This window comes from Streptococcus sp. SK643, assembly GCF_000259505.1.
GTDB lineage: Bacteria > Bacillota > Bacilli > Lactobacillales > Streptococcaceae > Streptococcus.
On sequence record NZ_AJMM01000026.1, the window covers coordinates 130996 to 152388 of the forward strand.

The 21393-nt window shown below is 34.6% G+C and carries 15 protein-coding genes and 2 pseudogenes; all 17 read right to left on the reverse strand.

What is annotated here, in order from left to right; all coding sequences use genetic code 11:
* Window positions 1–2373: an accessory Sec system translocase SecA2 gene (gene secA2, locus HMPREF1117_RS10275; protein WP_000489771.1), complete on the reverse strand. Its 2373-nt coding sequence runs from the start codon at window positions 2371–2373 to the stop codon at window positions 1–3.
* Entirely contained in the window at window positions 2366–2806 is a 441-nt protein-coding gene (asp3, locus tag HMPREF1117_RS10280; protein ID WP_000587534.1) for an accessory Sec system protein Asp3, read from the reverse strand. The genes secA2 and asp3 overlap by 8 nt, the downstream gene beginning before the upstream one ends.
* Window positions 2803–4338, reverse strand: coding sequence for an accessory Sec system protein Asp2 (gene asp2 / locus HMPREF1117_RS10285; protein ID WP_000032128.1), 1536 nt, complete (start codon window positions 4336–4338; stop codon window positions 2803–2805). Before asp2 ends, asp3 begins: the two co-directional genes overlap by 4 nt.
* Complete coding sequence (gene asp1, locus HMPREF1117_RS10290) at window positions 4322–5902, reverse strand: accessory Sec system protein Asp1 (protein ID WP_000291164.1); 1581 nt, start codon at window positions 5900–5902, stop codon at window positions 4322–4324. Before asp1 ends, asp2 begins: the two co-directional genes overlap by 17 nt.
* 9 nt (window positions 5903–5911) lie before the next feature.
* Window positions 5912–7129 carry an accessory Sec system protein translocase subunit SecY2 gene (gene secY2 / locus HMPREF1117_RS10295; protein ID WP_000161856.1) on the reverse strand — a complete coding sequence of 406 codons (1218 nt, stop codon included), beginning with the start codon at window positions 7127–7129 and terminating at the stop codon, window positions 5912–5914.
* Window positions 7130–7203: 74 nt separating this feature from the next.
* Complete coding sequence (locus tag HMPREF1117_RS10300; RefSeq protein WP_000197278.1) at window positions 7204–8400, reverse strand: glycosyltransferase family 8 protein; 1197 nt, start codon at window positions 8398–8400, stop codon at window positions 7204–7206.
* 77 nt (window positions 8401–8477) lie between these two features.
* Window positions 8478–9686: a glycosyltransferase family 8 protein gene (locus tag HMPREF1117_RS10305; RefSeq protein WP_001033411.1), complete on the reverse strand. Its 1209-nt coding sequence runs from the start codon at window positions 9684–9686 to the stop codon at window positions 8478–8480.
* Between the two features lie 11 nt (window positions 9687–9697).
* Window positions 9698–10924, reverse strand: a complete 1227-nt coding sequence (locus HMPREF1117_RS10310; protein WP_000709337.1) for a glycosyltransferase family 8 protein — start codon at window positions 10922–10924, stop codon at window positions 9698–9700.
* 152 nt (window positions 10925–11076) lie between these two features.
* Window positions 11077–12324: a glycosyltransferase gene (locus HMPREF1117_RS10315; RefSeq protein WP_000526850.1), complete on the reverse strand. Its 1248-nt coding sequence runs from the start codon at window positions 12322–12324 to the stop codon at window positions 11077–11079.
* 181 nt (window positions 12325–12505) lie between these two features.
* Window positions 12506–14950 (reverse strand): SP_1767 family glycosyltransferase, encoded by a 2445-nt coding sequence (locus HMPREF1117_RS10320; RefSeq protein WP_000598040.1) that lies wholly within the window; start codon window positions 14948–14950, stop codon window positions 12506–12508.
* 9 nt (window positions 14951–14959) lie between these two features.
* Window positions 14960–15970: a sugar transferase gene (locus tag HMPREF1117_RS10325; RefSeq protein ID WP_000766268.1), complete on the reverse strand. Its 1011-nt coding sequence runs from the start codon at window positions 15968–15970 to the stop codon at window positions 14960–14962.
* Window positions 15971–15998: 28 nt separating this feature from the next.
* Window positions 15999–16157 (reverse strand): annotated as a pseudogene (locus HMPREF1117_RS10330) (glycosyltransferase family 2 protein); the annotation flags it as partial.
* Window positions 16158–16236: 79 nt separating this feature from the next.
* Window positions 16237–17124, reverse strand: a complete 888-nt coding sequence (locus HMPREF1117_RS12125; RefSeq protein WP_029693183.1) for a glycosyltransferase — start codon at window positions 17122–17124, stop codon at window positions 16237–16239.
* A 393-nt stretch (window positions 17125–17517) separates the two neighbouring features.
* Window positions 17518–17976, reverse strand: a pseudogene (locus tag HMPREF1117_RS12130) (glycosyltransferase family 2 protein); the annotation flags it as partial.
* 33 nt (window positions 17977–18009) lie between these two features.
* Entirely contained in the window at window positions 18010–18888 is an 879-nt protein-coding gene (locus HMPREF1117_RS10340; protein WP_000659783.1) for an acyltransferase, read from the reverse strand.
* A complete protein-coding gene (locus tag HMPREF1117_RS10345; RefSeq protein ID WP_000341091.1) occupies window positions 18885–20969 on the reverse strand; it encodes a glycosyltransferase in 2085 nt (694 codons plus the stop codon). The genes HMPREF1117_RS10340 and HMPREF1117_RS10345 overlap by 4 nt, the downstream gene beginning before the upstream one ends.
* Before the next feature lie 147 nt (window positions 20970–21116).
* A partial coding sequence (locus tag HMPREF1117_RS10350; protein WP_000309361.1) for an LPXTG cell wall anchor domain-containing protein occupies window positions 21117–21393 on the reverse strand: 277 nt, incomplete at its 5' end.

Here is a 21393-nt window from a genome sequence, read left to right on the forward strand (position 1 = left end):
TTATGGAAAATGAGTCACGATTTCACCTTTTGGAGTGACCTCAACCAGCCCCATCAGGAGATTACGCACCATATCAGCACGAATTTGCTCTTTCATCGTTTCAAAGCCAGCATAGGCTTCTTGATAATATTCTACAATTGGGTTTTTCTGTGCAGCAGATTGGCCACCGATAGCCATAGATAACTGTTGTAGATAGTCTACCTGCTCTACCCAGTTGTCATCAATAGCCTTCAGTAGAGAGAGTCGTAAATACTGTTCATACAAGTCATGTTTCTCCAGTAATTCCTTCTTTTCAGAGAGTTCTCTATTCACAACTTGTTGAATGAAAGAGCGGACTTGTTTCTGATTAGATAAGTCTAGATTATCTGGAATTCCCTTTACATGGAAACTGATATTGGTAACAATAAAGTGAAACAACAATTCACGACTGGCATAGTGTTCAGCCGCTACCTCTTCTGTATATCTCTCAATGATATTCACAACTACATCCTCTAAGTCACGAGAACCATCTATCAAACGATTGCGTTCCTTATAAACCATATCGCGTTGGATATTCATGCTCTCAGCATACTCTAAGGTCTGACGACGGGCAGTTCGACCAGCACTGTCACTGGCATGTTGTGCCCTTTCAACCAGATTACGATACTTACGACCTTTGAGAATTTCTGGTTGCGTCATATCTTGAACTTGATAATCTTTATACTTCTTGTGAACCCAAGATGGACCAAATTTCTTGATAACATCATCTTCCAGAGATACAAAAAACTTACTCATACCTGGGTCTCCCTGACGGCCAGAACGTCCACGGATTTGAAGGTCTATCCGCTGACTCTCCATCCGCTCTGTTCCGATGACAATCAAACCACCAAGTTCAGCGACTCCCTTACCGAGTTTAATATCCGTCCCACGTCCGGCCATAGAAGTTGCAACTGTTACGGCCCCCATCTGACCTGATTCAGCGATAATTTGGGCCTCACGCGCAGCATTATTGGCATTTAATACATTGTGGGCAATCCCTTCACGAAGCAAGAGTGATGAATAAAGCTGAGACATCTCCACTGAACCTACAAAAACCAATAACGGATTGCCTTTAGCATGATAATCTTTGATATATTCTAAAGATGCATAAACTTTCTCCGGTAAAGTCACATATAAATTATCTGGATAATCAATTCGTTGCTTAGGACGATTGGTTGGAATCCGAATAACAGCCATATTATAAGTCTCAAGAAATTCTTTTTCTGCTACCTTTCCTGTCCCCGTCATCCCAGATACTTTTTTAAACATCTTAAATAGACTCTGATAGGTGATGGAAGCCATGGCTCTCGTTTCAGGAGACAACTTCACATGTTCCTTGGCTTCAATGGCCTGATGGAGACCTCCCTGCAGTTTGGTCATCTCCATTAGACGTCCTGTTCCCTTATCAACTAGTACCATCTCATTCCCACGAATGATATAGTCCTTATCTTTGGTAAAGAGCTTATGAGCTCGAATAGCATAGACTAAGTGACGAGCAAAGGACGCATGTTCTTCCTTATATAAGTTGTCAATTCCTAGGAAACTTTCAGCAGATTTGGCACCCTTAGTAGTAAGCCAAATTTCTTCCTTCTCCTCTTTGAAAATATAATCTTCTCCTTCGACCAATGTTGTTACCAGTGTATCAATAATCGCATAGTAATTAGACTGAACACGAGGAGAACCCGCAATAATCAGAGGAGTTTGTGCACTATCCAGCAAGATATCATCAATTTCATCAATAATGACATAGTTAAAAGGTCGTAAAAATTTACCTTCTTCATTCGAAGCCAAATTATCATTTAGGTAATCAAAACCTAGATTACTATTAGTCGTATAAATGATATCCGAAGCATAGATCAGTTTCTTTTCTTCAGCTTTCATTTCCTTCTTTGGATCCCCTGTAAATGGTACCCCAATGGTCAATCCTAAGAAACGATAAACTTGTCCCATTTCCTCTGCATCACGCTTTGATAAATACTCATTTGGCGTAACGACCATCACACCTTGACCTGAAAGAGCATTCAAATAGACCGGCATGGTAGCTGTTAGGGTTTTGCCTTCCCCCGTGTTCATCTCAGCAACATTTCCATAGTGCATGACAATAGCTCCCATGACCTGAACATCATAGGGGAACATCCCTAAAATCCGCTTATCCGCTTCACGCACCACAGCAAAAGCTTCTACTAAAAGATCATCTAGACTTTCTCCCTTGGAAAGACGCTGACGAAACTCCACTGTTTTAGCCACTAATTCTTGATCCGAAAGAGAGGACATCTTGCCTTTTAAGTTATTGATCCTCTTTAAAATCTTTTTTACTTTCCTAAGGTGGAAATCTTGACCTAAACGTCTAAACACTTCTAATCTCCTTGATAGAAAAATGATAAAAAGTTAACGATTCAAAACCAGCACTTAACAGAGAAACTTGATAAGTATAACTATCTTCTGGATAAGTAAATATAAAATCTTTCACTTTTTCTACCTTTTCTTCTAAAATATCACCATAGCGGTCAAAAAAAGTTATCTTGGTATAAACCCCATTTTCAGGCTGACAATCAAAAGCCAGTGATAGTTGATACTCCTGATTTCTTTTTAGTAAGGGAAGCTGGGGCTGAGTCCGTGCAGCCTGGTAATTGACACTAGAAAACCAAGTCTTGAGAATCTCACCAGATGCTAGCAGAGGATTATAGAGACGGACACTTTTGTCAGGAAAATAAGATACAGTTGATCCGTACATATAAGTCCCGCCAACTTCTCCCCAATGAATAGACTGTCTCTGTGTGATAATCATTCTTTCTCCCTTCCAAAACCACTTGCTAATATCATCCGATAAAAGTGGATAAACCAAGCAACATTAGTATCTGTATCATCATTGTGTCGTCCAGCAGTTCCTTTAGACAAAATCTTGGCACCTGTATTACATAAATAAGTAACTAGATTCTCATAAGCTTGTGGATCCATATCTTCATCCTTCATGTAGGACAAACCAAAGGTTGTCTTTGAAAAATTTGCTTGTTTAAAAACCTTCCAAAAACGCTGATCCAACTTCAACATGTGATTAAGACTTACTCCTCCAGTTTGATGTTTTAAAACATCAAAACTCGTAGGAAAAACTCTAGGACTTGCTAAACGTCCACGGCTAGCTATGGTTCCTAAATTAGCCAAGGGCTTACCAACAATGATGGCATGAGGTTCAAAAGAAGCACCATAATAGAGAGCCGGAAACGTTCCCATAGAAAGGCCTGATAAAATCAAATCCTTGCGATCAAAGCCTAAATAATCAAGATAATGAGCAATCGTCTCTTTGACCTTGCCCTCTAGCTCATCCGTTCCTAGATAAAAAGCCCCTCCTTCTAATCGAGGGTCAGAGAACAGAATGAAGGGACATTTGAAATTTTGCATCATCCAGTATCCTTCAAATCCCTCGGCAGGTCGAAAACCAGCAAAATAAACAGCCAAAGGCGGTTTAAAATCACCTGGATGGAAGAAATAGTTTATTTCATCACGCTTGGAATCATGTAGGATATTTCCGCCAAGTACAAACTTACCAAATTGTTTTCGACTCCAACGTTGATGCAAATTACCTAGTTTGATAGTTCCATGACCTCTTGCCTCAACAGATATCAAGAGAAAGTAATCTCCATCTAGACTATCCATAACAAGTGCTTGCTCCAAGTCTTTTTCAGACACTATTGTCTCTTCAAAAACATCATCAACAGAACCACTCCATATTTTACGGATTACTAAACGAAAGTCACAATTTCCTTGCTTTTCATATTCGAGCCACAACTCAATAGGAAGTGTTTTTTGAACTACTATATTATAAGCCCAAAAGGCAAGTTGGGAAAAATCTTGTCCAAATCCACCTTCCAAACTGACATAATCCAATCCTTGATAAGAAATAGCTCCTGTAAAATTTGGATTCACTTGTATTGTCGAAGGAAAGAGTTTATCACCATACCCACCACCAAAAAGAGATTTACTCAAATCATTGATTAATTGTTGGGGACTTGAAAAATCAATTGCTTGTGCACATCGTTTTTTTAAAAAATCCAAAACCTCTCTATCATCTATTTGTAGATTCTGGTTATAAAATAAAGTATAAGGTTCAAAATATTTCACAAAGGAAAATAAGTCTTTGGCATACTGACCATCTTCTATTAAAACAGCATGAAAACGGCTAATATCCTCTTTTTTTATGATTTCACGAAGGGCCACTGATGAGTTGGGATAAAAATGATACCAACTCATATTTTCAGGTATGTCATACTGATTTCCCCAATTGGTAAGTCCTATCTGTAAAATATTAAGTTCCTTTGACATTTTTAACCTCCTCTATCCATTTCTCTAATTTTTCAAGAAATTGTTGTCCTGTGTGCTCCTTAATCTTATCAATCGAATAAATTAAGGACTCATTCCACTCTTTCAACCTATCTGTGTAATAATGTGCAGCCTTAGAAAATTCTTTCACATCTGCTAACAAATAACCATTTTTTAAATGTTCAACATAGACGGTTTCAACTAGGTTGATTTGAGGAATTCCTGCACTAATACCAGCTATCTGTGTGTAGAGATGAGGATGTCTATTTAAATCCACAATCAAACGGACAAATTCTAGCGTTTTTATCAAATCTAACTCATCATTCAAGTTGACAAACTGTATGCGTAAGTCCTGGTGTTGATTTTCTTCCAGAGGATTTTCTGCATCACCATAATCAATTGCCTTCCCCAGATTTTCGGATTGAATGTTTTCTTGGATGAAAGACTCAACAATCCCTTCCACCTCATTCATTTGCTCCTGACTAGCAGCAAATGCTCCAAAAATCACCTCAGTATCCTTATTTTCAGCGACAAAGGCCAAGACTTGAAGTAGAGCTTGGTTATCAATTCCCTGCTCAAAATCCAGTTGATAATAAATAATAGATTCTTTCTTAGTTTGGCTTCTCCCCAATCGTAAGCGAGTGTCAAAAGATGATAAATGATAAAATTGATGCATTCGTTCAGGGTATAAATCCTGTAACAATCGTAAACTATCCTCTCTATCCACCAAAATCAAATCAGACTTTTCAAAAGTTACATCTAAATCTCTAAAGGTATCTTGAGGATTACGCCCAATGAAAAGACTCAACAGTTTCGGATTTTCTCTAGGTAAACGGTCTAATACCATCTGGTCATGATGAGAATGAGAAGGAACTATAAAAATATCCTTGTTCTTCACATACTGTTGCAGGTAATTCTCAAAAAATTCTGCCACCAAATCTCCCATGTCTTGATAGATAAGCGCTTTAAAGCGATAACTAAAAATTGGATTGACTTCTACCCGTCCTCCTTCATTTAAATGCTCTCTAAATTGCCACACTCCCTTGGGATCCAGATATTCTTGATAGGCCGCTTGCCCATCTTCAAAAAAGATAACACTCGATACAAATCCACGATCATCCATGATATAGTGCATATCTACTTGACCATTTGGTTCAAAATACAGTATATCACTGATGAAGCCTTCAACACCATGTTCAACCTTAGCAAATTTCTTCCCATTTTTTTGAACGATAATCGTAAAGGGACTATAAATAAATTCACAGTCATCATCCCACTCAATATCTCTAATACTTAACACTTGGGTATGGAGATTATGAAAATCTTGCATAACATCAAAAACGGAATAAGTATCCGTTTCTAACACACCATGCCTATGTAAGAAATAACGCAAATGAGGCTGATAAGCCAATACTAAAAGGTGAGACTCTATGTCCTGTCTTTGAAACAGTCGAATCTGGTGAAAGGTATCATCAAACTCAAGACGAAAATGAGAAAAATACCATGGAGTGATAGTTGCATGCCATGTTCTTTCTGAACCATACCAAGCTGGAATAAAATAATACATAAAAGTCTCCTAAATCAAGGGTCTATAGGTTTCATTTAACCTCATAGCCTTGACCTCGTCTCTAATCGTAAAAATCATGCCTCCAAACATCATGAACAATCCTGGAATCATTGCCAATCGTAATAACTTTTCATCATACAAAACAAAAAGCATGGGACCACCTGCCATGATCACATTAAAGAGACCACCTATGACTGAGAAACGAAGGACCAACCGATTAATAAATCGACTAGTGTCCTCGCCTGGATAAATACCATAAATGTATTCTCCAGATTTTTTCATGCGGTCTGCAATCTCTTCTCCATTCATAGTAACAAATGCAAAAATAATACTAAATAAAAATAAGACCGAAATATAAACATAGACCCACAAAGGTTTCCCAACCATAAATTCCTTTGATAAAGTCTCCAATCCTGAATGATTAGGGAAAATAAATCCCAACAAGATGAATAGATAAGCTGGTACACTAAGAAAACTCATCACATACATATAGGGCATCCCACCAGCAGGATTCAACATGATTTCGAGATAAGAATAGCGTTTAAAACGATTGTGAAGTCCTATCTTATTGACTGGCACTAGATAACGCGCACGATACATAATGGCAAGTAAATAAGAAAAGACAACGGTTAATAAAGCAAGTAACACAATAATCCCTGTTGGAATATGAACCAGTTTAAAAGTTTCAATAATATCCTGGGGAATATTGATGATAATACTAGTTAAGAGAATAACAATGGATCCCCCAATCCCTATACTAGCATTCAAATCTGACAACCACACCAGAAAGAAGGTCCCTGCTATTAGTAATAAGGTATTCATAAGTATAACCAAGGCCGAAGAATAGGATGCTTGGACTGGTAAGCTTAGAGAAATTGCCAAAGATTGAATAACAGCAATCAGCAAGGTCAGATACATTTTTCGACGATCTTGAATTTCAATCGCTGTAGAACTTAGCCCCAATTTTTTAGAATAAGAAAACATCTGCCACAAGATCATTGCAGACATCCAAGGTGATAATCCTATAGAAAAAATCGATAAACTTCTTAGGTTTCCACCTGTCAGGGCGGCTGAGAAGGCTAGGTAGGCCGTTGAACCACCTAAGAAATCTTTGGAATTCAAATCAACAAAAGGGAGAGTGATTCTGCTTCCCAATACATAGATAAACAGTAGAAATAAGGTAGCTAAGCCTTTTTTTACTGCTATTGACGAATAAATCTTAGTCACAAAATACTCCTTTATTTGCTTTGGGGTCAAATCTCACTTTTATTATATATTATTCTTACACTAAACGGTAAAGGTTATTCTTCTAATTTCCTTAAGACTCTAACCATTTCCTCAGGATTTTCCACAGAAAAAATACCATCATAAAGACTATCTTCTGAGAGTTTCCTAGTATTATCAAACGTAAAGATTTTTACCCCTCTATCTCTGGCCTTGGACAAGACATCCAGAACCTCTGCTCCATGATTAATATCTAAATAGACTGTCGCATCATCTAAAAGCCATTCAATCCTTTTATGAATAATATTTTGATAAATAGTTACATTTTTGTAAATAGAAAGATTAGTTAAAGCAGATGCACAATAAACTGGAGAAGCAATATGAAAATGCCAATCAGGTAACGCACGAATTAGATACTCTATATGTTCTACTTCTAACACCCATGTTACAACAAAAGCACTCTTCTCAGATTGCTTTGAACGTACAAAGTAATCGAGATTAGAATATTTAAAAGCGATCTCAGTCCAATCTAGGTCTCTATACACCCACCATAATTCACGCAGTCTAGATATACTGTATGTATTCCACGGTTTATCATGACTAGCAAAGTGAACAATCGATGGTGGATTATCATCTAGCCGTTCACACTCCCAATCTAAACGATAAATATCAACACCAACCATATAATTATATGTTTCATCTAATGCTAGCCAATTATCCTCAAAGTAAATATTTAAAATACTCTGATCTCCAAGATGCACAGCTTGATTCTGCTCTGCAGCTAATTCCAATAAACTATTGACAATAGAATGCTCTTTCCACTTTGCAACATCCATTAGCAAAACACCAGAATTAAATCCAGATTTTCGTCCTTCATAAGCATAGACATCATCAACAGCTCCAATAAAATATCCTTTAAGATCTATCTCAAACAAAGGAGATAGTTCCCCAGTTACAAGTATATCGGAATCTAGATACAATACTTTGTCAGAGTCAACCACTTCTGTCGCAAAAAATCTAAAATAAGAAGCATAGTTTAAATGTGGCCCAGTTTTATAACCTTCAAAAATTTCTTTGTCAAAGTGTACATTATGAATTGTGGAATTCACAACTTCCATTTTTCTCCCCAATAATTTGAACCATTCAGGAGCTATGTCACTATTCAGAATATAAAAATCAACATCCCTATTGTGATACAATACAGACTTTATTGTCGTCTCTAAAGGAATAAGATAGGCATTATCTGCCGCTAAGACAATTGATTTTCTAGTCATTTCACACCTCTCATTACTAGTTACTAAATACTGCATATTATAAATTATTTATTAAACATTTACAATAGCTAACTATTTTATCTATGCAAAGAATTAAGATAGGTTATGATTTCTTCTACCATAGTTTCAGGAGCAAGTGAAGAAAAAATAAAACTTTTACCTGTCTGATCTTTGCTTGTATTATCAAATGAAAAAATTGGTTTACCGAGTCTATGAATCTCTTGAATAATATTCATAATTTCATTGTAATGATTAATATCTAAATAAAAATCTATTCTATTTAGTATGTTTTCAAAATTATAACGATTAAACTGAGGATAGATTGATACATTTAAATAACGTTGTAAATCAACTACTTGAGAGGCAAAATTAGTATGCGCTAGAATATGAAAATGAACCTCTGGTAGTGCTTTTATTAAATACTCCAGATGTTCCATCTCACAAGCATTCGTAAAAATTGCAGTGTGATACTTTTCTTTTTCTGTAACTACTTCTAAACCATGCTTGATAATCTCTTTTCGTAGAATAATATCTGACCACTCCAATGTATAATAAAACCACCATCTATCTCCCAAACGATTATTATACACTGACGACCAAGGTTTACTATCTGTGTAATGAATAATAGAGATCAAAGACTCATATTTATTTGCTTTTTCATACCATTTGTTTTTTTGAAATCGCTCAGCAATGGTATCCATACCTACCATAAAATTATATTTGAAATCCAGTTCTTTCCATTGATCTACAAAAAAACGATTTAAGATTCCTTGATCTCCAAACTCAACTTCATGATATTGATCAGCCACACTAAAAAGTTGCCTTGAGATTGAGTGAGCTCTCCAATAAGAATTATTAATAAGCAATACTCCCGAATTAAAATTTGTTTCTTGCAATTCATCTCTGACTGCAGCTACAGGACTATTCCCTAAATCAATTTCAAAAAGATTCGTTAAATCATCATTGATTATAATATCAGAATCCAAATACAATACTTTATCCTCAGTTATCATATCTGGAATAAAAAAACGAAAATAAGCAGCATATGATAAATGAGGTGTTGGGAGATTGTATTTTCGCAAATTGTTATCTGAAATTTTTACATTAACTACTACCGAATCAAGTGAGGCTAAACGCCTATTCATAACACGAAACCATTCTGATGGCAAATCATCATTAAATACATAAATTTTAAAATGATCGTTAAAAGCTGCTATTGATTTAATGGTTGTCTCCACCTTATTCATATAGCCATTATCGGCCCCCATCGCTATTATTTTATTCATCTCTTTTATCCCTATTTTATTGTTCCAAGATACATTTTTATATCTTTGATCATTTGCATAATTTCAGAAACCGCATAAACTTTATTATAACCTGTATCATCATGATTAGTAACATCAAAGGAATAGATTGGTTTGCCTAATACACGAACTTTACTAATAATATCTGCTATTTGATTTCCATGGTTAATATCTAAATAAAAATCAAGATTTTTTAACACTTCATCAAATGTAAAAGGAATGAATCCCGGATATACAGATACATTTGAAAATTGTTGTAAGTCAATAACAGACGAAGCAAATGAAGTGTGTGCTAAAATTGAAAAATGTACCTGAGGAAACTCTATTAATAACCTTTCAATCTGCTCCAATTCACATGAATCTGTAAATATCGCAGTATGAAAAAGAGGAGGGTCAATAAGAGTATTAAAATCGCTCAATAATTGACCTTTTATAGGATTTTTTCTTAGAAGAATATCTGACCACTCCACACTATAATAAAACCACCATATAGATCTATAACGATTCTTTGATAAGTGATACCAAGGTTTATCTCCCGTATAATGAATAACTTTTGGCAAAATACTATCAGGTAAAGACGATTGATACCAAGACTCATCATGTACAACTTGAGCCAGCGTATCCATACCAACCATAAAATTATAGAGGCGCCCCACTTTTTTCCACTTTTCCTTAAATAAGATATTTAAAATCCCCTGATCTCCAAATACTGTTTGATGGTATTGTTCTGTTAATTGTAAGAGTTGATTGGCTACATCACTTTCCTTCCACTTTTTAACAGGAATAACCATCATTCCCGAATTAAATCCACCTGTATAATCTCCATCAAAGTAATCAGCAACTCCGGCTAACCAATAATCTTCCAAATCGATGTTAAACAATTCATCCAAGCAAGATGTTACGATTATATCTGAATCAAGGTAAATCGCTCGATCTTCTTCTACAAATTCTCCTATAAAATAGCGAAAATAGGCTGCGTAGGAAAGATAACTAATTGCTAGCCGGTAATTTTTAAGAGTATGGTCAGAAATTTTTACATTTACAATTTCAGAATGATTTGCTTTCAATCTGAAATTCATAATTCGAAACCAGTCAGAGGGTAAATCATCGTTAAATATGTAAAATTTTATATTATCATTGTGAGCACAAACAGACTTGATGGTAGTTTCCACCTTATCCATATAACCATTATCTGCCCCCAGTACGATTGCTTTCTTCATAAACTATTAACCCCTTATTCACTCTATCCATAAAATTAACATGGTTTCTAAATTTTAAACGGCTCAATCATTATATAAAACCCTAAAAATCAAAACAATAACTCGAAAATATTACTACTTCTCAAACACAACATCATCAAAAATTCAAAATTTTAATCTATCTTAATTTTATAAATTAGTTTCTCCATGTATTTTCTTATAATCTCTACCATTTCATCAGGCCGATCATGATGACAAATACCAGCATATGATTCTTCAGGTATCGTCAAGCAACGTGTATTATCAAAAGTCAGCATCGGCTTTTCAAATTTCTTTACTAAATCATAAATATACATTAATTTCTGATCATGATTCAAATCTAAGTAAATATCGACTTCTTTTAAACGTTTTTCTATTAACAAAGGAAAATCATTAGGATAGAGGGTTACATTATTAAATGTTGCTAATCTCTTTAATTCATCTGCCATAAAAGTATGAGCACAAATATAAAAATGCACTTCTGGTAATTGTTGAACTAAGTAATCCATTTTTTCTACACACCAAGAATTTGTCAAATTCATACAAGTTAATTTGGGTTTATATATTTGTGCAGAATAAAGCTCACCCTTTTCTTTCCAAGTAGATACAATATAAGTCCATTCCATAAAAGAATAGTTCCACCAATTTTCTCGAAGGCGTCCTACAGAAAATTGATTCCACGGCTTATCTTGAGAAATATAATGTAAGATTTTAGGAAGGGGATTAATTGATTTTTCTAAGATCCAAGCATGTCCTTGTTCTGCAGCTCCCCTATCAAAACCAATTTGATAATTATAAGTTTCATCTATTTGAATATATGACTCTGAAAACATCATATTCAAAATTGACTGATCCCCCTCAGCAACATTTTCATGTTCCTTTTCAGTTAAATCGATTAATTTTTGGCGAATATTTTCAGCTCGCCATTTTTTATTATTTATTAATAATACCCCAGCATTAAAACCAATTCCAGCACTAAAACAAGAACGAGCTGCGCCCAGATAATTTTCACCTAAATCTAATTCAAACAAATCGGTCAAATCACCAGTCACAATCAAATCACTATCTAGATAGAGAACTTTATCTTCTGTTACAAAATCTGGAATAAAATAGCGTGCAAAGGTCATATGATTGATATGAGGCAGCTTATTTGACCAATTCATTTGGAACTGTTGCCCAATAAGCTTGCAATCAATCAAGTCTCCTCCCATCTCTTGAATATACATTCTTAATCTACTGAACCATTCTTGAGGAATGTCCTTGTTTAGTACATAAATTTTTAAGTGACTATTGTGTCTACAGATTGATTTCATAGCTGTTTCGATTTGTCGAATATAAGCATAATCACCTGCAAATACTACTGCACGTTTGATATTTCCCATTTTAAATCCTTATCATTTATTCTAACTAACATTATTTATTGCCCTACAAATATGAAACTAAGATAGTTATTTCATCGTCTTTAAACAAAAATCAAAAACAATCTACTTGCTTAATTATAAAGTAAATTTAAGATTTCTTTAATTCAGTGTACCCTATCTATGCTTTATTTTTGCCTAATTTTTAGTTTAATATTCTTGCAACAATCTGATTATTATAGGTTTCATCCTCAATGAATTCAATATCTTGATCAAAATTGTATTCTGCTGTATGTTTATGTGCAAACTTAACCTTTGTCTTGGCTCCCATCTTCATCCACTCATATTCTGAATCGATATGACCGATATCCAATACCTGATAACCTTTTCGACTTAAATGATAAGCTAAAACTTTAGCTGTAGGACCTAACATACATAAAATCAAGCGACCAGCTGCATGTTTTTCAATTTCTTGTTCAATTTCATGAGCTCTAGAAAAGGCACTATGAGAAGGACAGATAATTCGCTTAATAGAATTTGCCTCATCGAATAAATCATTTCCTACACCTGAACGAGAAGTCGCACCTTCGACTATCAGTATGTCACGGTTTTTCCAAATACTTTTCAATTTTTCAAATTGAGCTTTAGCTTGACTCTTGTCTTCAAAATCAATATAAGGGCGAGATACAAAGGTTGAGCCATACCATGAATCACTACATAACTCTCTGTAAAAATCCATATAATGATCCATGTGATCTTTCCAAAATGGAATTGCCCAATATGTAAACCTGAAACGATCTGTAAAGGCATCAGGAAGACACACTACTAATTCTTCTCTACTTTCCTGACCGATAATATCTCTCATGGTTGAAACCAACTCTTCATCATAATCCTGGTAGGGAATCGAATGCCCTGCAAGCATATTGACTTCCCCATCTCCAAAACGGACTAAAGAAGAATTGTGTTCAATAATATAGTCCAAGGTTTCATCTATCCCTTTGACCTGGATTGGATCAAGCTGTTTTTCTAGTATATCCTTAGTTATCAATTTTTGCAAATCAGCCAACATTCGTTCAGGATGTTCACTTGAATACAACCTTTGACCATTATTCCCGTTTTGAGATTTATAAAAAGCTAATATAGGTTTAGATAGATGAGTCATTTCTGCAACGATATCGGCTGTTGAAGTCAGTAAGTTGATATCTAAATAAACATCCATCTTTTCCTTTAACTCTTCTAGTTTATCTCTAGAAATTGCTGGATAGAGTAGAATATTAGGATAACGATTAGATAAATCATATAATTTTGGTCCCATATCTGTCCATGCTGCAACTTGAAAAACAACATTAGGTAACCGTTCAGCCAAGTAATTCAGCTGCTCAATATCCTGAGAAGCCGTAAACGTTAAACAAGTCAAACTTGGAACTTGTCGAAAACAGGTAAGATGTCCATTTTTCTTAAAATCTTTAATGGCATCAATCATAAAGGAAACTTTCCCATTTTCAAAAACAATTTGTCCTATATCTCCATGCTGAGTCGATTGAAAAGCTAATAGCGTTTTTTCTCGTTCTTTCAAAGATTTTAAAAAGTTTTCATCTGCACTACCATGATTGATATCCAAATAAAGACTTGTTGACTGTTTCAATTTGTCTAAAACAGGAGGAACAATCTGTGGATGCAATCTCACATTATCATATATCGCCAGTCTTTTTAGCTTATCTCCCATATCCGTCCAAGCAGCTATATGAAACACCACATCAGGTAGAGCTGTGACTAACTCCTCTATTCCTTCTAAATCTTGGGAATTTGTCAAAGTTAAACAAGAAAATTCCTTATCTAGAGGCGATACTAGTTCAAACTCTCCTATATGGTGTTGTAAAATCTGACTCCACTCCAAATCATGAAATTCCCACCATAAATCACGGTAACGATTGGCTATCAAGGTAGTCCAAGGCTTTCTGTAGGTCGTAAAATGAATCACCACTGGTTTGCCATTAAAAGCTAGATGTTCCTGCCAATTATTATACAAAGCCACAATATCATGTCCCACTTGTAAATTATAAGCTCTATCTAGCTCTAACCAATCATCTTGTAAGACCTGATTAAATATCGTTTGATCGCCATTAAAGTGTTCAAAATGGCCTTCTTCAACTTCCTTTGTTGTTATTATAGACTGTTCAATTAACCGTTCTTTTAATTTCCCTTGGCGCCATTTTTTATTGTTGATTAGTAGAACACCAGTATTAAAACCTTGACCATTTGCATCTCTAATCGCTGCGATATAACGTTCTTCTATATCCTGCTCAAATAGATTGTCTAATTTATCATTGATAATTAAATCACAATCTAAATACAAAACAGTATCTTCCTGTATATAATCTGGGATAAAATATCTAGCATAGGCAATCGAACTAATGTGAGCTTGTTTTTTCCAGTTCTGAAATACAGTTTGTTTAGGTAGTTTAACATCAATAATCTCACTACCTAACATTCGAGCAATTTTTCGTGGTTTTCGAAACCAATCTGGCATGATATCTTGATTTAAAATATAAATCTTTACATCTCGATTGTGGTATAGGATAGATTTTATAGTTGTTTCTAACTGCGTGGTGTAATTACGATCACCAGCTAATACAATTGTTTTAATCATCTTGTTCTCTTAATCAATTCCTAAGTGATAGATTGCATCTACCAATAACTTTTTAGTGAAATACCCTTCTTTTAGAAGATAGCTAAATATCTTGATACGATTCGTCATTTCTTGATATTCTTCTACATTCATTTTATCAACTATCTCATGAGCTTCTTCCAGACTATTCGCCACAAAGCCCAAGCCTTGATCTACTATAAATTTAGCAGTTGATAAGCTGCTCGGTACAATCACTGGGATACCAGCTGTTAGATAGGTACTAACCTTATGAGATATATTCAAGGTGTAATATTGATTACTTTCTCCATCATTTTGATGAGTTCCCCAGACAAGACCAAATCCACCTTTTGATAATTCTAGTAATAGTTCCTCGTCTTTTTTCCATCCTTCAATGCTAAGATTTCTAGCGTTAGAGCTAGCCTCCCCTTTATTTGAAAATACTCTTAAAGGTGTATCTTGAGACCAATTTTGTAAGTCTGGAAAACGCTCTAAACTACCAGCAAAAAAGAGTTCTTTTTTAAACTCTGGGGTATATAAGGATAAATCATGAGGATGATCCCACATACCTTGAACGAGGATTTTCTTAGTTGTCAAGCCTTCTTCCATCAGCCGTTCTTTCATCTGTTCAGATGGAACAATCAAAACGTCCGATAGATTATACATGTACATATACTCTTTCATGAGATAATAGTTACTATCAAACATGAGAGGGACAACATCATGAATAAAACAAATAATCTTTACTTGCATATCCTTTAATTTGTCAAAAAAGAGACGATCAAATTCAAAACCATTCCAAGTAGGAGACTGAAAGACTAATATATCTCCAATAGAGATACCGGCCATAATGCCATCCAGACGCTTGTTCATCTCAGATGAACTATCTGAAGCGATATTGTAAAAATAAATACCAACTTCTCTAAATCCCAATTGAGTGGCTATCTTTTGAACAGCATTTTGAGCTAGAATAACAGTACTATCACCTGCCATGCCATATAAATTTGTTAAATGTAATTTCATATTGTATTATCTCATTTTTTATTAATATTTACGGAAGTAAAGACAATTTTTCCATCATTCTTCCATAAATTTCCGTAAACTGTATATTTTGTTCTTCTAATTTTGCTATTACTCTTTGTAATCTATTTTTATAAATCAAAATATGATTGGTCAAATCACAATTCAAACTGGCTAAAATAACTATCTTCACACTGGCGCAAATATTTTCAACATTGTAAATTGGTACTATAATACTAATTAACTCTTGATTCATATTATTAGCCGTTCTAACCCTCTAATAAAAATAATATTTCATCAATCCACCTAATAAGTTCAGTAGCATCATAAGTTGTTTGTTCACTCATTACTTGACGTCTTTCTTTTAAAAACAGTATAAAATAAGATAAATATTTTGTAGTATCTATTTTCCTAGCAGCAAGAAATGTAATAAAATTCATTCTTTGTTGAATATCACTACGAATTTTTTCTAATCCAAAGTGCCTATTATCATTATCGACACGGTAAATATAGCTATCCCTATTAACATATACGATTTTGTTAGAAATAAGATATAATTTTAGCCATAATTCCATATCTTCCCCAAGAGTTGTCATTTCATTAAAAGCAATCTTATCTAACAGATATCTACGAACTAATTTGCCACAAACATAACGATATGAAAAGTCAAAATTGTCTAAAGCTATAAATTCATCAATTAATTCTTGATTTGTAAATACTCTTTTTTCATATCCCCTCTGAAAAGAATGAAAATACCAACAATTATCCGCCATATGAAACCTTTTATAAGTAGATACTGATATATCTGCATTCTCATCTATAAGTGCATTGTAAAGGACTTCTAGATAATCAGAATCCACCCAATCATCTGAATCAATAAAAGTAATGTACGCCCCCCCCGAACGTTCAATACCTAAATTTCTAGCCGATGATACTCCCCCATTTTCCTTCTCAAAATATTTGAAACGAGAATCCTTCTCGACATACTCTCTACAAATATCAGCAGAGTTATCTGGTGAACCATCATTTATTAGTAAACACTCAAAATTTTGATAAGTTTGACTCACAATGCTATCTAAGCACTGGCGTAAATAATTTTCAACATTGTAGATAGGGACTATAATACTAATTAAGGCTTTACTTTCATAATCTGCTATTTTAGATAATAGTTTTTGTTTTTCTTGTTTGTATAACTGTTTATACTGATTATTCTCAGGTACAAATTCTATGTCGTGATAATTCAAATGTAAATATTTTATTTTTTCAACTAATAATTTCGTTCTATCACTCTCATATTTAAAAAATAAGTCATACTTTCCAAATATCTTAAATACATCTAATTTTTCTTCTGAAAATTCTTTAGTAGTGATTGAATTTGGCCGAATCCTGTAACCATAGATAACTTTTGGTAGTTTAATCCACTTTTTTGAATTACTTACCAACTCTGGAACAACTGCTAAATCTTCAAATATCCATTCCTCTGGGAAAAAAACTTCTGTTAATAGACTTTTTCGAAACAGTTTTGGAAAAACGCTAACTCTCAGCTTATTTAATGCCAATTCCCTCAATTTGTCATCCTTGGTTATTAATATTTTTTTCTCAAAATTATGAGAAATATTATCAACTTTTATTTCATCATGGAAATATTCAATCATTCCTTCTATAATATCGACATCATCTTCAATATGTTCGATTAAAGTTTCTAAGAAATTAGAATAAATATAATCATCACTATCTACAAAAGCTACAAAAGTAGACTCTTCTCTAATATGACTAATCCCTGTATTTCTAGCTCCACTTAAACCTTTATGAGATTGATTGATTAGTTTGAAACGACTATCTTCTAGATACTCTTCCGCAATTTGTTGTGAGTTATCCGTGGAACCATCATTAACCATAATGCATTCAAACTTCTTATAAGTTTGATTCTGAATACTATCCAAACACTGTCGCAAATAGTTTTCAACATTGTAGATTGGAACTACAATACTAATTAGTTCATTTCCCATATACTAAGTTACCCAATTTATTATATTTCACGTTTAATCTCTTCTTTTTACAAAAAGATTCCCATCATTATAAACCATACTGTTTGATGGAATATCATTGCGTATGAGACAACCTGCTCCGATAATGGTATTATCCCCAATCGTCACTCCTTTTAGAATCGTGACATTACTTCCTATCCAACAATCTCTTCCAACTCTAATTGGTGCTGTGGTCCACTGCCATTTTTCTATCTTTTCAGCAGTATAAACATGGTCGTGGTCGTAAAAACGAACTCCTTCCCCCATCATAGTTCCGTTTCCGACTTCAATTCTTTCCATACAGTTAAAACTACAAGAGTTATTGATAAAGACACCATCATGCAGTATTAACTTACCAGAAGAGACATGGAAATTTTCAAAATTTCTGCAGATGACATTAGTTCCCACAATGAAGTGAGCCTTATCATCGATTTGAAAGACATTCCAAGTCCCATCTTGGATGATTTTTTCTTGATGATTGGTGCCGACTCTGACTTCATTCAGATACTCTCTCACTCTAGAAACGAATTTCTCTGGTGCACTTGATAGAAAAACTTCCTGCCCCTGATTTCCATGGACTGTATTATCAAATGCAAAGACAGGTTTTTCAGCTTGTACAAACCTTGATACAATAGCATCCACTTCTTGAAAGTGATTGATATCTAATAGAAAGTCACACGTATCTAGTAGAAAGTTTAGCTGCTCTTCATTTGTAACCGTTAGGAGACGAACATTATAGTTCGTTTCTAAGCCACGAATTTTCTCGGAAAATTGGACAGGTGCTGCAATATGAAAACAGATGTTTGGCAAGTTTTCAAGGAGATAATCCAACTCTTCAATCTGATCACTAACCGTCAAAATCAGAGCATCTCCTAATAGATGTTTTTCCTTCATTTGCTTATTTCTCTTAATTCCTCAATCATTTCTTGAACTTGGTCAACAGCATATACCTCCTGACCTACTTCGTAAGATTTGGTGTTTTCAAAGGTTAAGATGGGTTTACCAAGTCGTGCAAATTGATTGAGAATTTCTTCTGTCTTTTCGCCATAATTAATATCTAAAAGTACTTGGCTCGTTTCTACCAATTCATTATCGACATCTACCAAATAGTGAATCCCGTTAAAAATGGTCACGTTTGGATGAACTGTCAACTGTGCTAATTTATCACTGACCATTACTCTAGCTGCTATCTTAAACTGAATATCTGGTAAGGATTGAACCAATGTTTCAATTTGTTCAATATGGTCTGAGGCTGTATAGATGAGACAAGTGAACGGTTCCTTTACAGGATAAATATGAGATTTTTGTAATGGATGTAAATGATGATTTTGTCCCAATTCTGTCCATTCCAAACTATGATAGTACCACCAGACATCACGATAGGTTTGAGCTGCCAAATATTTCCACGGTTTCCGATGAGAAAGATAGTGAATAATAGCAGGATAATCCTGACCTACAGGCAACTGATAATCAGTGAACTGCTTATGAATGACAATATGATTATAATCAAAGTCCAACTCCAACCATTTATGTTCAAAAAGCATATTCAAGATACTCTGATCTGCCTGATCTACCTTATCATGCCATTCATTGGTCAAATCAATCAACCTTTGAGTCATCTGTTCTTGTTTCCACAAAACATTATTGATCAAGAGAACACCAGCATTAAAAATTTCCTGACCGAAATAGGCTCTTCCCCCGAAATCTCGAACAGCAGCCAAAGGATAATCTTGTAAGTCTGTAGCAAACAAATCATCCAGATTTTTCGTTACAAGTAAATCACAGTCCAAGTAGAGGGCCTTGTCTTCTTGCACGAAATCAGCTATGAAATAGCGTAAAAACACTGTATAACTAATATCCGTTTTATAACGTGAAATTTGTTCAGAAGTCACTCTGCAATTGATAATTTCTGAATCAAACTTTTCTAAGCGCTTATTTATTTGCTTGATCCATTCATTAGGAAAATCGCTATTAATCAAATAAAAACGAAGCGAGCGATTGTGGCAACAAACAGACTTGATAGTAGTCAAAACTTGGTCTACATAGGCGTAATTCGCCGCTAGAACAATGGCTTTCTTTTCTATTTTCTTAGTTTTTTCAAGTTTGTCTAGTAGATATTTTTTTGTCTCAAACTCTTTATAGGTTGGCATTTCTTCTAAGCCACTGACCTTCCCGTTAGAAAGACTTCCTTCTAACATCTGACGATAAATAGCTAAATGTTTTTCTAAAGGATATCCTAGATTAGCTAATAAAGTGATTCGTTCAGACATGGCATCAACCAAGGCATGCATCCACTTTTCTGTCCAAGTCCTAGATAAACTATTATTTCTGATGCGATAAGAATAGATGCCTTTATGGATATAAACAATTTTTTCTGCCAACAAATAAATCTTTTGATTGAGGTAACCGTCTTCTCCTAATTTACCTATATCGAAGCGTAACTGCTCGAACAACCCTACCTTATAAAGTTTACCCCAAGCAGATATCAAAGCAAAACTCTTCATTTCTTGAGATTCATACAAATTCTCAAAGATGGAAACGTTGTCATACACTTTCTCATAATAGGAGTCTCCCAATATATGAAAATAGAACATTCCTTCGCTTTCGTTGAAAGAATAGTAATTCCCAACTGCAATATCAGCCTGATATTCCACTATTTTTTTGTATAGAGTTTCGACGTAATCCTGCTCAATCCAATCATCTGAGTCTACAAAAGTCACATAATCTCCGGACATGTTTTCCAGACCGGTATTTCGTGCAGCAGACAAGCCAGCATTTTCTTGTTCTATATAGATAATTCTGTGATCGATTTCTGCAAATTCTTTACAAATCTCGCCTGATGCATCAGTAGAACCATCATTAACAACAATAATCTCAAGGTTTTTATATGTTTGAGCAATAATACTATCTAGGCATTTTCTCAGATAGTTTTCCACATTGTATACTGGTACAATGACCGTTATTTTATCATCCACTAGCGTTTTTCTCCTTATATTTATTATACAATTTTTTAGTCAAAATTTCAGCTATATAATAGTAAAAACCCCTTGAAAATTCTACTTTTCCAAGGGGTTTCTATTATTTACGTGCGCGAGTTAGTTCACCCTAAATTTATAGGTATCTTACTCTTCTTCATCACGCTTACGACGTTTCGCAACTAGGCCAATTCCAGTCAACGCAGCTAGAGCTCCAAGTAGTGTCGTTCTACTTGATGACTCAGTACCTGTGTTTGGCAATTCTTTTTGTGACTTACCTGCTGATTCTGATGGTGTTTCAGAAGATAATGTGTCTACTGTTGGCGACATACTTGTCGATGCTGATTGACTTGCACTTGTACTTGCTGAAGCTGACGCACTTGTTGATGCAGATTCTGAAGCCGATGTGCTTGCTGAAGCTGAT

Excerpts from the sequence above, each read along its gene's own strand:
- asp3 (WP_000587534.1), bottom strand. The coding sequence starts at position 2,806 with ATGATTATCACACAGAGACAGTCTATTCATTGGGGAGAAGTTGGCGGG.
- asp2 (WP_000032128.1), bottom strand. The coding sequence starts at position 4,338 with ATGTCAAAGGAACTTAATATTTTACAGATAGGACTTACCAATTGGGGA.
- asp1 (WP_000291164.1), bottom strand. The coding sequence starts at position 5,902 with ATGTATTATTTTATTCCAGCTTGGTATGGTTCAGAAAGAACATGGCAT.
- HMPREF1117_RS10300 (WP_000197278.1), bottom strand. The coding sequence starts at position 8,400 with ATGACTAGAAAATCAATTGTCTTAGCGGCAGATAATGCCTATCTTATT.
- HMPREF1117_RS10305 (WP_001033411.1), bottom strand. The coding sequence starts at position 9,686 with ATGAATAAAATAATAGCGATGGGGGCCGATAATGGCTATATGAATAAG.
- HMPREF1117_RS10310 (WP_000709337.1), bottom strand. The coding sequence starts at position 10,924 with ATGAAGAAAGCAATCGTACTGGGGGCAGATAATGGTTATATGGATAAG.
- HMPREF1117_RS10315 (WP_000526850.1), bottom strand. The coding sequence starts at position 12,324 with ATGGGAAATATCAAACGTGCAGTAGTATTTGCAGGTGATTATGCTTAT.
- HMPREF1117_RS10320 (WP_000598040.1), bottom strand. The coding sequence starts at position 14,950 with ATGATTAAAACAATTGTATTAGCTGGTGATCGTAATTACACCACGCAG.
- HMPREF1117_RS10325 (WP_000766268.1), bottom strand. The coding sequence starts at position 15,970 with ATGAAATTACATTTAACAAATTTATATGGCATGGCAGGTGATAGTACT.
- HMPREF1117_RS10340 (WP_000659783.1), bottom strand. The coding sequence starts at position 18,888 with ATGAAGGAAAAACATCTATTAGGAGATGCTCTGATTTTGACGGTTAGT.